The sequence below is a fragment of the Enterococcus sp. DIV0755b genome (assembly GCF_051713765.1).
Taxonomy (GTDB): domain Bacteria; phylum Bacillota; class Bacilli; order Lactobacillales; family Enterococcaceae; genus Enterococcus_C; species Enterococcus_C canintestini.
In genome coordinates, this window is the sequence record NZ_JBIOQN010000001.1 from 1516302 (window position 1) to 1530629 (window position 14328).

At 35.2% G+C, this 14328-nt stretch carries 13 protein-coding genes; 12 read left to right on the plus strand and 1 reads right to left on the minus strand.

Features of this window, described 5'->3' with window-relative positions:
* The first annotated feature begins 89 nt into the window (after positions 1-89).
* The 7 genes from IGI65_RS07205 to IGI65_RS07235 all read left to right on the plus strand — a co-directional run bounded on the left by IGI65_RS07205 (position 90) and on the right by IGI65_RS07235 (position 9994).
* Complete coding sequence (locus IGI65_RS07205; RefSeq protein WP_438773706.1) at positions 90-1199, plus strand: LCP family glycopolymer transferase; 1110 nt, start codon at positions 90-92, stop codon at positions 1197-1199.
* A gap of 334 nt (positions 1200-1533) precedes the next feature.
* On the plus strand, positions 1534-3669 hold the full coding sequence (locus tag IGI65_RS07210) for a penicillin-binding transpeptidase domain-containing protein (protein WP_438773707.1): 2136 nt from the start codon (positions 1534-1536) through the stop codon (positions 3667-3669).
* Positions 3670-3865: 196 nt separating this feature from the next.
* Positions 3866-4147 carry an AAA family ATPase gene (locus IGI65_RS07215; RefSeq protein ID WP_071863759.1) on the plus strand — a complete coding sequence of 94 codons (282 nt, stop codon included), beginning with the start codon at positions 3866-3868 and terminating at the stop codon, positions 4145-4147.
* A 3-nt stretch (positions 4148-4150) separates the two neighbouring features.
* The gene (locus IGI65_RS07220) at positions 4151-6196 is read left to right on the plus strand and encodes a cation:proton antiporter (protein WP_438773708.1); all 2046 of its coding nucleotides are present in this window, start codon (positions 4151-4153) and stop codon (positions 6194-6196) included.
* Between the two features lie 443 nt (positions 6197-6639).
* Positions 6640-8463 (plus strand): ABC-F family ATP-binding cassette domain-containing protein, encoded by a 1824-nt coding sequence (locus IGI65_RS07225; RefSeq protein ID WP_438774421.1) that lies wholly within the window; start codon positions 6640-6642, stop codon positions 8461-8463.
* 51 nt (positions 8464-8514) lie between these two features.
* Positions 8515-9462: a thymidylate synthase gene (locus tag IGI65_RS07230; protein ID WP_438773709.1), complete on the plus strand. Its 948-nt coding sequence runs from the start codon at positions 8515-8517 to the stop codon at positions 9460-9462.
* A gap of 31 nt (positions 9463-9493) precedes the next feature.
* Entirely contained in the window at positions 9494-9994 is a 501-nt protein-coding gene (locus IGI65_RS07235; RefSeq protein ID WP_438773710.1) for a dihydrofolate reductase, read from the plus strand.
* Positions 9995-10101: 107 nt separating this feature from the next.
* On the opposite strand, the gene trhA is transcribed toward IGI65_RS07235, so the two are convergent.
* A complete protein-coding gene (trhA, locus tag IGI65_RS07240) occupies positions 10102-10755 on the minus strand; it encodes a PAQR family membrane homeostasis protein TrhA (RefSeq protein ID WP_438773711.1) in 654 nt (217 codons plus the stop codon).
* A 137-nt stretch (positions 10756-10892) separates the two neighbouring features.
* On the opposite strand from trhA, the gene IGI65_RS07245 reads away from it, so the two are divergent.
* The 5 genes from IGI65_RS07245 (at position 10893) to IGI65_RS07265 (ending at position 14328) form a co-directional block, all read left to right on the plus strand.
* On the plus strand, positions 10893-11738 hold the full coding sequence (locus IGI65_RS07245; protein ID WP_438773712.1) for a DegV family protein: 846 nt from the start codon (positions 10893-10895) through the stop codon (positions 11736-11738).
* Positions 11739-12007: 269 nt separating this feature from the next.
* Entirely contained in the window at positions 12008-12904 is an 897-nt protein-coding gene (locus IGI65_RS07250; RefSeq protein WP_438773713.1) for an SGNH/GDSL hydrolase family protein, read from the plus strand.
* 30 nt (positions 12905-12934) lie between these two features.
* On the plus strand, positions 12935-13588 hold the full coding sequence (locus IGI65_RS07255; protein WP_438773714.1) for a YpmS family protein: 654 nt from the start codon (positions 12935-12937) through the stop codon (positions 13586-13588).
* A 4-nt stretch (positions 13589-13592) separates the two neighbouring features.
* Complete coding sequence (gene msrA, locus IGI65_RS07260) at positions 13593-14114, plus strand: peptide-methionine (S)-S-oxide reductase MsrA (RefSeq protein ID WP_438773715.1); 522 nt, start codon at positions 13593-13595, stop codon at positions 14112-14114.
* Entirely contained in the window at positions 14107-14328 is a 222-nt protein-coding gene (locus IGI65_RS07265; RefSeq protein ID WP_071863769.1) for a YozE family protein, read from the plus strand. Before msrA ends, IGI65_RS07265 begins: the two co-directional genes overlap by 8 nt.

The window sequence follows — 14328 nt, forward strand, 5'->3', positions numbered from 1 at the left end:
AAAGTAATCCGGCATTGCCCAAAGTAGAAAATTATGGCAGAATTTATACGATATTCCACAAATGAAAAAGTTAACTTAAGAGGTGTCCAATGCGTTTATATCAAAAAATTATCTTAGGAATCGTGGGTGTAATCACTGTCGCTGTTTTAGGGGCGACTGCTTACGGAATCAAAATGTACCACGATGCAAACAGTTCGTTTAATGCTATCGTTGAAAAGGTTGACCGGAAAAATAGTCGCCATGTTTCAAAAGCCAATATTGATAATACTGAACCTTTTTCTGTTTTATTAATGGGGATTGATACCGGTGCTTTAGGAAGAACAGAACAAGGTCGTTCAGATTCGATGATGGTGGTAACGGTAAACCCAGAAAAGAAACGTTCAACAATTGTTAGTTTAGACCGTGATATTTATACTCAAATTGTTGGTTACGGCACGATGGATAAGTTGAACCATGCGTATGCTTTTGGTGGTGTAGAGATGGCGATGGATTCAGTAGAAAATTTGCTGGATATTCCATTAGATCATTATGTGTCGATTAATATGCAAGGATTACGTGATTTAATTGACGCTGTTGGCGGAATTACTGTGAATAACAAAATTGATTTTACCCTAGAAGGTGTCCACGTTCCAAAAGGTGAAATCAAATTAAATGGTAAAACTGGTCTGGCCTATGCGAGAATGCGTAAACAAGATCCAGAAGGTGATATTGGTCGCCAAAAACGCCAACGGGAAGTAATTACGAAAATCGTCAATAAAGTGATGAGTATTGATAGCGTAGCAAACTATCAAAAAATCTTAAAAGCCGTTGAAAAAAATACTAAGACCGATCTTTCTTGGGACGATATGTTAGATATTGCCAATAAGTATATTCCGGCTTTCAAAAAGATTGAGCAAGATCAACTAGAAGGCGAAGGCCAAATGATGAATGGTATTTATTACCAAATGTTAGGTTTAAATCAAATTTTGACTATGCAAAATAAATTGAAAGCAGAGTTGAATTTACCTACAAGTGAAACTTTACCAACTGGTGATGAATATACAAGTGGATATGCGCAAGGACAGTTTTATGATGATACTAATCAAACCTCAGACGCTGATGGCTCTGTTCAAAATGTAACAGGGACACAAGGGTATGATGATGGTAGCCAAACTACTTCTGACTATGATCAAAATTATGAAGAACAAGCTGCTTACTAATAGTATGCTAAAAAAGACAATCTCGGGTAGTTTTCTTGAGATTGTCTTTTTTTCATTCTCAAGATTTTTTTATTTTGTAGTTACCCACAGTTTATAAAAAACAAAAAGTAAGGAAAAAGAATGTTTCACAATTTATGAGAAAAAGATAATGGTTAAATCCATTAAATTACCCGATTTTGTGATAAAAAATTAAAAAGATAATTATTCTTGTGGAACATTTTATCTTTAGATTAAAAACAAGCTTAAGGTTTTATTTATTTGAGGAATAAAACTGTATTCTTACTTGTTTTTTGGTAAAATAAGACGGTACTCATGTTTTGGAAGGATTTGACTCATGAAAGATCTTAAAGATAAATTTACAAAAGCGCATATCGAAAAAAAATTGAAAGACGGACGGGCACCTTCAAAAACAGCGCCGCGTTCCCATGTTCCATTTCGTTTAAACTTTCTTTTCTTTATTATTTTTGCCTTATTTATTGCTTTAATTGCACAACTTGGTTATTTGCAAATTGTTAATGGCGATAATATTGCCACACAGCTAAAGGCTTCTTCGACAATTGATATTAAAGGCAGTACACCGCGAGGAATGATTTATGATGCTACGGGTAAAGCGTTAGTTACCAATAAAGCTAATCCTGCCATCACTTTTACCAGAGGAAATACAATGTCCGCTGAGGATTTGTTGAAAATTGCGAACCGTCTGAATGAATTAATCGATGTTCCGATAGATAAAACATTACAAGAACGAGATTTGAAAGACTATTGGTTGGCTGATCCGAAGAATTTGAAAAAAGCTAATGATCGCTTAAGCACTAGCGAGAAATTAATTACTGACCAAAGTAAGCTTTACGCTAAATTGGTTGATAAAGTTTCTGCAAAAGAAATTGAATTTGATACGAAACAAAAAAAAGCCGCAATGATTTTCAAACGAATGAATAGCGCATCTGCTTTAAATACGGTTTATATTAAAAATCAAGATGTAACAGATGAAGAATTAGCAGTTGTTGCTGAACGTGCAAGTGAATTGTCAGGAGTTTCAACTGGAACTGACTGGACACGTGACTATGCCCAAAATGGCTCTTTACGTAGTATTTTAGGTAAAGTTTCAACAGAAACTACAGGGCTTCCTGCTGAAGATTTAGACAAATATTTGGCAAAAGGTTATGCTCGTAACGATCGGGTTGGAACGAGCTTTTTAGAAAAACAGTATGAGGATGTTTTACAAGGAACAAAGTCACAATCTGAAGTATTGTTAGATCGACAAGGTAATATTTCAAGCCAAAAAGAAGTCTCGCCTGGAGCAAAAGGAGATAATTTAGTGTTATCTATTAACGCTGAATTTCAAAAACGGGTAGAAGCGATTTTGAAAAAAAATTATCAAGGCTTAATTGATGCAGGTAAGGCGGATTATTCACCTGGGGCATATGCTGTAGCGATGGACCCCAATACTGGTGGTGTCTTAGCTATGGCTGGTTTTTTGCATAAAGAACAAAGTGATTCATTAGAGGAACATGCTTTAGGAACTGTTCAATCAGCCTTTGTACCTGGTTCGGTAGTAAAAGCAGGTACACTTACAGCTGGTTGGCAAAATGGGGTTTTAAATGGCAACGAAGTCCTATACGATGAACCAATAAAAGTCAACGGTACCGCTGTTAAAGCATCAATCTATAATAAAGACGGTAGTGGGAGCCGTAATTTATCGGCCCGTAAAGCACTGGAGATTTCATCAAATGCTTATATGATGAAAGTTGCTTTTAAATTACTACACATGGACTATCAATATAATATTTCAATGCCTTTAATTGACAAACAGATTGGCACCTATGATGCTTTGCGAAAAGCATTTTCTGAATATGGGATGGGTGTAAAAACAGGTATTGATCTTCCTGGTGAAGAAAGTGGTTTGATTAAAGATACTCGGTTCCTAGATTCCCAAAATAATGGGGGGAGTGTACTCGATTTATCTTTTGGTCAGTTTGATACTTACACACCAATGCAACTTGCACAATATGCTGCAACAGTGGCAAATGGTGGTAAAAGAATTCAACCTCATATCGTGAGTGGAATTTATGGAAATGACGCTGAAGGCAATTTAGGCAATTTGAAAAAAGCGATTCAGCCGAAAATATTAAATACTGTTAATCTTTCAAAAAGTCAAATGGATATTATTCAAGGTGGATTTTACGATGCCGTTCATGGGAATGATCCTTATACGACTGCAACTGCTTTAGCGGGAGCAAAAATGTCAGCTTCAGCTAAAACAGGTACGGCAGAAACCTCTGTTACTACAAAAAATGGTAAACTGATTGATACCATCAATAGTAATATTGTCGCTTATGGGCCATCTGATGATGCTAAGGTCGCTATTAGCGTAATGTTGCCAAACTTGAAAAATGATGATGATCATGTCAATGTCATTATTGCTAAAGAAATCATGGATGCTTATTATGATCTTTACATGAATAACTAACTATATTTTAGGCGGTGTGACAAAATTCTTGTCGCATCGTCTTTTTTTTGAAATAGAAGGTGTACAGCTGCGGTTTCTTTTTAATAAATTGAAGTTTCACAAAAAGTTGGGTTGGCCTTAAGAAACGCAGTTATTACTTGTCAACTTTAATTCTTTGCGCTACTGTTAATAAGACATTTTTTAAGGGAGAAAAATCATGAGTAAAGACTTTGAAACACAGATGAATTTGTTACGCACAAAATATGGTAGTCTAACAATGGCAGAAAGACGGCGTATTTTAGAAAAAATAAGGCGCAAAAATTTATTTAGCTATCGAAAATTAGAACGGTTGAAACATGAACTTTTGCGCTTAGAGGCCAAAAGAGCACAAACAGAGTTGGAAGAGCAGCCCAAAGAGTTAAAAGAACTCGAAGAAAAAATTGTAGCGCGCAAAGAAATCTTTTTAAAATTATTGTGTGAATTTAAACAAAAGGAGTAAGGGATGGAGTTAGTTGAATTAATTATTTTAATTGCTGTAGCCATTACATTTTCCAATATTTTAGCCAAGATTATTCCGACTGTACCTATTTTTTTCATCCAAATATTCTTTGGTATTTTAGTTGGTCTATCAAGTTATGGTCGGACGTTGAATTTTCGCCCAGAAATTTTTCTAGTGTTAATTATCGCACCACTTTTGTTTCGGGAAGGAGAACATGCGGATTTACCTGTCATTTTTAAAAATTTCGGGACGATTTTATCTTTAGCTTTTGGTGGCGTACTTGTAACTTTAGTGGCGGTGGGAATAACGTTACATACTTTAATGCCAACCATTCCTCTGGCAGCTTGTATGGCTTTTGGCGCGGCTTTAGGACCAACTGATGCTGTGGCAGTGTCTTCTATTACGAAATCGTTAAAAATTCCTCCACGGGTAATGCGAATTTTAGAAGGCGAAGGCTTATTAAATGATGCTTCTGGTGTAACGGCGTTTCAATTTGCTACCATCGCATTAGTTACTGGGAGTTTTTCTATTTGGCAAGGTTCGTGGCGTCTACTGTTTGCTAGCGTTGGCGGAGCTCTTGTGGGGATCGTTGTAGTTTGGGGAAAAAGAAAATTAATCCGTTTAATTGAGCAATTATCTGCCCAAGATGTGACAGCTTATTTGTTGATTGAACTCTTATTACCCTTTGTAGCATACGTTTTTTCTGAAATTATTGGTGTATCTGGCATTATTGCTGCTGTTGTAGCGGGAGTTATGCAAGCTACTGGACGGCAAAAAGTAACTTTATTTCAAGCGGAACTGGCAAATGTTTCTACGGCGACATGGAATACGATTGTCTTTACTTTAAATGGTCTCGTCTTTATTTTTTTGGGAATTGAAATCTCACAAGTTTTCTCACCAATTTGGGAAAGTGATGTTTATGCTAATTGGTTATTATTGTTGGTTATTGTAGCAGTTACGATCATTTTGTTTTTTATTCGTTTTATTTTTTTGCTACTTTTAAATCTTTTTAGTGCTAAAAAAAGTAAAGCAAAGTCGTGGCAAGAAATTTTACTTTTAACATTTGGTGGGGTGAAAGGAACCGTCAGTTTAGCGACTATTTTTATTTTACCAACCAGCCTTCACGGTGAATTATTCCCGCAACGTAGCGTCCTATTATTTTTAACCGCTGGAGTTATTTTGTTAAGTTTGATCATTAGCTTAGTTGTTTTACCTCAAATTGCTGATGGTGAAGCAGAAGTACCAGTTGATGAAAAAGGACTAGCTATCTTATCAGAAGTCAAAGAAGAACTAAAGGTAGATCAGTTAGATGAAACATTAACAGAAAATGAACAAATTGCATTAAAAGCTGTAATCCAAACGTATGAAAACCGAATGTGGGATATTTATACGGTAGCGATGACAGAAAGCGAACGGCAAGAAGTACAAGAAATCCAGGCGTTAATTATTGGTATTGAACGGGATGGTTTAGATGAAAGTTTTCGCCGCCATGAAATTGATGGTAATACCTATCGTTTTTATTCTCGCTTTATCGCTAATTTTCAACATTCGGTGGGGCAGCAAATTTTGTCATTTCTCGCTTTTTGGTTATTAGTGGTGAGACGAATTATCCGGGTGATTTTGCACCCTAAACTCTTTTTTGAAAGAAGACAAAATGCCCCTAAAAAAATGCAACCAAATGATTTAAATCAAATTAAAAAAGTATACTTGCGTAATACAAAATTAATTAAGCAAAGTTTGTCTAGTTTAGATGGGGTTTATGATGAAAAAATTATCGCCCATTTCTTAGAGCAACGTCAAAATATGATGGGACAATTGGAGCTAAATGATTTTATGGCAGCAGTCATGATTCGACAAGATCCCGCTTATATTAAAGAAATGTTACGTGGTTATTATTTGGAACGTAAAGTGATTGATTTATTTGAAACGGCTGGAACTATTACAACTTTTGCAGCTAATGAGTATCGCCGTAAAGTGAATCTTTTAGAATCTTATGCAATGGGGCAGACAGGTAACTTACCAAGAGTACCTTTTTTTAGAAAAATCTAAAATCACAGGTGATTTTGATTCGTAAAAAGAGCTAGCTCATTTAGTATTTGCTGATGAATAAATGAATGCAAAAAATAGTTACTTAATTGAAAAATGTTACTAAGGGTGCCACCTCTAAGTCTCAAAGCAAAAAATTAGCTTTGGCGGTGGGGCACTATTTAGTAGCATTTTTTTGTTTGGTTAAAAATGTTGCATAGTTAATTTTATTAGTATCTAAGAGAAATATCATGGCTAAAAATCGACCACATCTTATAGTTTTCAGACAATTGAATTAGATAAAAATTGAATGAAAAAATAAAGTTAACACAAAATGTCTAACTGTTTTTTTTTACAAATAATGGTACAATGTGTGAGACATTGGAGGGTGACAGATGAAAGAATTAAAAGTGACAGGACTACACAAAACTTACGGCGAAAAAACATTATTTTACGATTTAAATTTTATGATCCATGAAAAAGATCGGATTGGTTTAATCGGAATTAATGGGACCGGTAAAAGTAGTTTGTTAAAAATTATTGCCGGAATTGAAAGTGGTGACGGTGATTTAAATCCTCTAGACTATGCCAAAGATTATCGTATCGCATATTTGGCCCAAGAAAGTAACTTTGATACAAATCAAACTGTTTTACAGGCGGTCTTTGAAAGTGACAGCCTGAAAGTTCAGGTAGTAAAAGAATATGAGCAAGCTTTACAGCAGCTAACGATAGATGGCACAAGTGAGCAAGCGCAAAAACGTTTTGCCAAAGCAGAAGCAGCGATGAACGAGCAAGATGCTTGGCAGACTGACACCAATGCTAAAATTATTTTGCAAAAATTAGGTATTCACCAATTAAATGAACCGATTAAAAATTTATCAGGTGGGCAACAAAAGCGGGTCGGTTTGGCGCAAGTTTTAATTGATGAGCCGGATTTACTTTTATTAGATGAACCGACAAACCATCTGGATTATGATGCAATTACATGGTTAGAAAATTATTTGAAAAATTATCGTGGTGCCCTTTTAATGGTTACCCATGATCGTTATTTCTTAGATCGTGTAACCAATCGTATTTTTGAGCTTTCAAATGGGGAGTTGCAAGAATTTAGTGGAAATTATGAAAACTATTTAGCGGCAAAAGCTGAAAGAGAACGGGTAAATGCTGAAGCGGAACAAAAGAAAAAGCAACTTTATAAACAAGAGTTAGCCTGGATGCGAGCCGGAGCTAAGGCTAGAACAACTAAACAACAAGCACGTATTAATCGTTTTGAAGATTTAAAAGAAAGTATGGGCCAAACTAAAAATGAAGAACAAGTCGCCATTGAAATAGCGACTAAACGTTTGGGAAAAAAAGTAATCGAGTTAAAAGAAGCAAATTATGCCTATGAGAATAAAGTAATTTTAAATGATTTCAATTTATTAGTGCAGGCTAGAGAAAGAATTGGCATCACTGGTGAAAATGGCGCCGGTAAATCAACGTTACTCAATCTTATTAGTGGCAAAATTCCTTTACAAAGCGGTACTTTAACGATTGGTGAAACTGTTCGTATGGCTTATTATACGCAGCAAAGTGATGTGATGGATCCAAATCAGCGCATGATCAATTATCTGCAAGAAGTAGCTGAAATGGTCAAAAAAAATGATGGTACTCAAGTTAGTGTGACGGAAATGCTGGAACGTTTTTTATTTCCACGCCAAACCCACGGCACACCAATAGGCAAATTATCCGGTGGAGAAAAACGCCGTCTGTTTTTACTAAAATTATTAATGAGTCAACCGAACGTTTTATTGTTAGATGAGCCGACAAATGACTTAGATATTGCGACATTAACTGTTTTAGAAGATTATTTAGATACATTCCCTGGTGCAGTCTTAACTGTTTCCCACGATCGCTATTTCTTAGACAAGGTCGCTGAAAAACTACTGATTTTCAAAGGGAATGGCATTATTACGTCTTATTTTGGTAGTATTACCGACTATTTAGCGGAAAATACGATAGGAGATTCTCCCACATCCGTAACTAAAAAAATCAGTGAAGATCCAGTAACCAAGCCAAAAGATGCAGTAAAGAAAAAATTGACTTACATGGAACAAAAAGAATGGGAAGCAATCGAAGAAGAAATCACAAAGCTAGAAGAAAAGATTGCCACGCTAACAGAAGAGATGAATCATCAAGGGGCAGACTTTACTAAATTACAAGAATTACAAAAGCAGATTAGTAAATCTGAAGCTTTGTTAGAAGAAAAGATGCAACGGTGGGAGTATTTAAGTGAATTTGCTACAGACTAAGCGATGAATATAATATGACTGAAATCTTTTTGAATGGTAAGGAGGATATTTATGGAACAAGCATATTTAGATCTAGGCAGAAAGCTATTGGAAGAAGGACACGATAAAGGGGATCGGACGGGAACTGGTACGAAAAGTTTATTTGGTTACCAAATGCGTTTTGACTTAAATGAAGGCTTTCCATTACTGACGACTAAACGCGTTCCTTTTGGTTTAATCAAAAGTGAATTGTTGTGGTTTTTAAAGGGTGATACTAATATTCGTTATTTGTTGCAACACAATAACCATATTTGGGATGAATGGGCGTTTGAACGCTATGTAAAATGTGCGGATTATACTGGTCCAGATATGACGGATTTTGGTCGTCGTTCTTTGGTAGATGAGAAATTTAATGAAGAATATCAAAAACAAATGAAAGCTTTTTGCGAAAAAATTGTCGCAGATGAGAAGTTTGCCCAAAAACATGGTGACTTGGGCCATATTTATGGTTATCAATGGCGTCATTGGGAAAAGCAAGATGGAACTTTCATTGATCAAATTAAAGATGTCATTGAGATGATTAAAACCAATCCCAATTCCCGTCGTCTCATCGTAACGGCATGGAATCCAGAAGATGTTCCTTCAATGGCGCTTCCTCCTTGTCATACGATGTTTCAATTTTATGTTTATGACGGTAAGTTAAGCTGCCAATTATATCAAAGAAGTGCAGATGTCTTTTTAGGTGTGCCGTTTAATATCGCAAGCTATGCATTGCTAACACATCTAATTGCTCATGAAACAGGTTTAGGCGTAGGAGAATTTGTCCACACTTTAGGGGATGCACATTTATATCAAAATCATATTGAACAGATGAATGAACAGTTAACTCGAGATGTTCGTCCAGCACCAAAATTAGTTTTAAATCAAACAAAATCTTCTGTTTTTGACTTTGAAATGGAAGACATTCAAGTGGAAAATTATCATCCTCATCCTACAATTAAAGCACCGATTGCAGTTTAAATAAAAAACAATTTATAAAAAGGAGATTGTCATGTTAGCAGCAATTTGGGCCCAAGATCAAAATGGTTTAATCGGCAAAAATGAAGCTTTACCTTGGTATTTACCAGACGATTTAAAGTTTTTTAAAGAGATGACGATTGGCAATACATTAATAATGGGACGGCGGACTTTTGAAGGAATGGGCGGAAGACCTTTACCGGGAAGAACAACTATCATTTTAACACGTAATCCAGATTATCAAGCTCCAGCAGGCGTCTATGTAATACATGATGTTAATGCAGTGTTGGAATATGCACAAAAAAAAGAGCATACGGTTTTTATTGCAGGTGGAGCGGCGGTCTATACGGCGTTATTACCTTTTTGCGATTACATTTTTCGCACTGTAATTGAAGATTCTTTTGAAGGGGACACGTATTTTCCTGCGATTGAATGGAAAAATTGGCGCTTGGTGAAAAAAGTTGCCGGAAAAATTGATGACAAGAATAAATTCCCCCATACTTTTGAAGAATATGAACGTATTCATGCGGATTAATAAAAAATGAGGTGTGATAATGGACTCTTATCACACCTCATTTTTTAGCTTTTATTTGATAGTTAGCTAAAATTTTAAACTAACAATTATGAACTGATCATCACTTTTTAAGTATAAAGTAAAATGGAGAAATACATAAAACCTGCACCTAACATAACAAAAAGATGCCACACCACATGCATAAAGCGAATATTCTTCAGACTATAAAACAGGGCTCCAATGGAATAGGCCATGCCGCCAGCAACTAAAAGTGCAGTTCCCATATTGCCTAAAGATAACCACAAATCTTTAGCCGCCACTAAACAAAGCCAACCCATGAACAAATAAATAAAAGTTGAAACCTTAGAGACTGTATCTTTTTTATGCAGTGTCAAAGATTTATAAATAATGCCAGTAATTGCTAAGAGCCAAATTAATGCAAATAACGTCCATCCTAGCCAACCTTTAATACTTAAAAGGCAAAAAGGAGTATAGCTACCTGCTATCAAAAGAAAGATGGAGTCATGATCAAATACTTGAAAGACTTTTTTTGCTTTGGTAAAAATTAAACTGTGAAATAAAGTAGAGCACAAAAAAAGTAGAATCATCATCGATCCATAAATCGCATAAGAAACTACATGGATGGCTGATCCTAAACGGGCACCTTTGACTAATAAGATAACAAGTCCAGCGATTGCTAAACCAAAGCCAATACCGTGAGTCACAGCGTTTAGCACTTCATTTACGATTAAATATTTACGAGAAAATTGCGGTTTTTCCATATCTTACCTACCTCCTTTTAGGGAATGTTTCAAAATTAATGAAAAAACAAAATGTCTCTGTTATACTTAGAGACAGAGCATGTTTAGACGTATTTTAACATGAAGATGAGCAATGTTAAAGGAAGAGTGAAGGAACCATGGCAAAACTTAAAATAGTTACGGATTCATCGTGTACGATGGAAAAAGCAGTGCAAGAGAAATTAGAAATTGAAATCGTTCCCTTATCGGTAATGATTGATGGCGTCTTATATAAAGATGACGAAACACTATCTGGTGAGAAATTTATGAGTATGATGGCTACAGCCAAAGAATTACCCAAAACAAGTCAACCACCAATTGGCGAATTTGTTGAGCTTTTTGATGCACTAGGAGAAGATGGCAGTCAAATTTTGTCTATCCATATGACGAAAGGCTTGAGTGGGACAGTTGAAGCAGCCCGTCAAGCGAGTAATTTATCCAAAAGTGACGTGACAGTCATTGACAGTGACACGACAGATCAAGGCCTATCTTTTCAAGTAATTAAAGCCGCCCAAATGGCACAAGCAGGCAGTTCATTAGCTGAAGTTTTGACAGCGGTTGAAAAAGTAAGAGAAAACACAAAACTTTATATCGGTGTCTCAACGTTAGATAATCTCGTAAAAGGTGGACGAATTAGTCGCGCAACAGGGATTTTATCTAACTTACTCAATATGCGAGTTGTAATGGACTTTGATCATTCTGAATTGATTCCAGTGGTAAAAGGACGGGGGACAAAAACTTTTACCAAATGGTTTGAAGGATTAAAAAAAGAATTACAGCAAAAAACCAACGTAAAAAGTATTGGTATTTCCCATGCTGATGGTTTAGCCTTATGTGAAGAATTTAAAAAAGAACTACAAGAAATTTTTCCTGAAATGCATATCCCACTGCTACACACCACGCCGATTATTGCAACACACACCGGTAAAGGTGCATTTGCGATAACTTATTATACGGAAGATTAATAATTGGAAGTTAAAACAAAAGTATGCGAAATAATCAATAATCAAAAGAGATAAGAAATGATTTATCTAAAAAATTGATTAATAAGCAGCTGCTACGAGCAAACTTTTGTTTTGGCTTCTTTTTGATTGGTAAATTTTACAGTCTAGTAATTAGAGAAAAGTAAAGCTTTATTAGCGTTAATGTGGGATACTACCTTTTTATCCTTTTTTTTGCTAAAATAAGCGATACTATGGCTTTTTGGCTTAGTTTTAAAGAGGAGGTTTAGCTATTGAAAATTTTTAAACCCCTGATTACCGTTTTGATCGTGGGGATTGGTGCAATGTTTGTTTATATTGTGCTAAATCAAGCAATTCCTGCTGCCAAACCAATCTTGGAATCAGCACCTAGTAATGAAGTGGTGAAAAATCAAAAAGAAAAAATTCACTTTGTTGCTGTCGGTGATTCTTTGACTGAAGGAATAGGTGATGAAACTAAACGTGGTGGTTTTGTTCCTATCGTTACAAACGATATTGAAGAACGCTATCGTCTAACCAGTGTAGAAGTGGAAAATTACGGGGTGGCTGGAGAACGTAGTGATCAGATTTTAAAACGCATGAAAAAAGAAAAGAAAATTTTAAAAAATATTGCTTCGGCAGATATTTTGACATTAACTGTAGGTGGAAATGATTTAATGAAAGTGATTCAAGATAATTTCTTTGGCCTTTCTATTAAAACATTTCAGAAACCACAAGCTAAATATCAAAAAAGGGTAGCTGAAATCATTACATTAATGCAAAAAGAAAATCAAACAGCGCCTATTTACGTTTTTGGTATCTACAATCCATTTTATTTAAATTTTCCTGAAATTACCGATATGCAAAAAATTGTCGATAACTGGAATTTAGCTACGGAAGAAACGACAAAAGAATTTCAAAATGTTCATTTTATTCCAATTAATGATTTGTTATACCGTGGACTTGATAATGAAGTGGGCATTGACAGTACACTTGATTCTTCAGCAGAAGCTGATATAAAAAGTTCAAATAGTAGTGATTTAAATATTGTCGATAACAATGCGTTATATGACCAGGATAAGTTTCATCCGAATAATTTGGGCTATCAGTTAATGGCCAATGCATTGCGAGATGAATTAATTCAAACGAAATCAGAGTGGCTGATAAAATAAGAAACCTATAAAGGCGAGGAGTAGTCGCAAATGACTGAAAATAATCCTAAAAAAACTCGTGAAGAAATACAAATATTCAAAAAGATGAATTTCAAAAAAATGAATGGTTGGAAGATTGCATTTTTAGTCTTAACGGCGTTTGTCATTGGCACCGGTATCTTTTTGGGTACGAGAATTTTTGCTATCAGAGAACCAAATTATAGTGAAACCGCAAAAGTAACTAATACTAAAGGACAAGAAGTTACTACAATTTCTATGAACAAAAGTCAGTTAAATGCTTTAATTGATTACTATTTAACTGATTTTCAAAAAGATAGTAGCGTGAAATATCAATTTGCCCTAGAAAATGAAGCTATGCTTTCAGGTGAGACAAAAGTGTTAAATTTTCCGGTTCATTTTTATTTGTACTTTGATCCTTATGTGATGGAAAACGGAAATATTCAATTGCGGGCCAAGAGCATGTCAATTGGTACATTGGGTCTGCCCATTGAAGAAGTTATGAAATTGGTGAAGCGAAATTATGATTTTCCAGAATGGATTGAAGTAACCCCGAAAGATAAAGCTATTACTTTACGTTTAGATCAGTTTCAATTACCAACGGGCCTTTTTGTCAAAGCTAAAAAGATTAATTTAATTGACGATGAAATTCAAGTAGGCTTATATTTGCCAGAAGGAAAGGAATGATTTGATGGAACGCGCAATTTTTGCAGGTGGTTGTTTTTGGTGCATGGTGCAACCATTTGATGAACAACCTGGAATTTATACAGTGACTTCTGGTTATACAGGAGGTCACGTGGAAAACCCAACGTATGAGCAAGTCTTAACTCATACCACAGGTCATACTGAAGCAGTGGAAATTATATTTGATCCTGAAATTATTAGCTATGAAGAATTATTGCAAATTTATTGGCAACAGACAGATCCCACCGATGCCTTTGGTCAATTTCAAGATCGTGGGGATAATTATCGACCAGTTATTTTTTATTTAAATGAAGAACAAAAAATAAAAGCTGAAAAAAGTCGCCAAGCTTTAGCTGATAGCGGTGTTTTCTCTGAACCGATTGTGACGACAATTGAACCAGCGCAACCTTTTTATGAAGCAGAAAGTTATCATCAAGATTACTATAAAAAACATCCTCAAAATTTTGCTTTAAATCACCAAAGACGCGCTGAATTTATTAAAGAACATTGGGAGGAGTTTAATGCGTAGAAGTTTTTATCATTATGTTTTGACTTTAAAAGGGCCAAATCATTTAAGTGAAGAACAAGTTTTCGCTAATCATGTCAGTCATGATATTCAGTTTCCCAAACATACTAGTGATTATGATGAGTTATCTAGTTATTTGGAGATGAATGTTAATTACCTAACAAGTATGGATATTTTTGATCGCATTTATGAGCAATATGTGGAAAACAATCGTTAA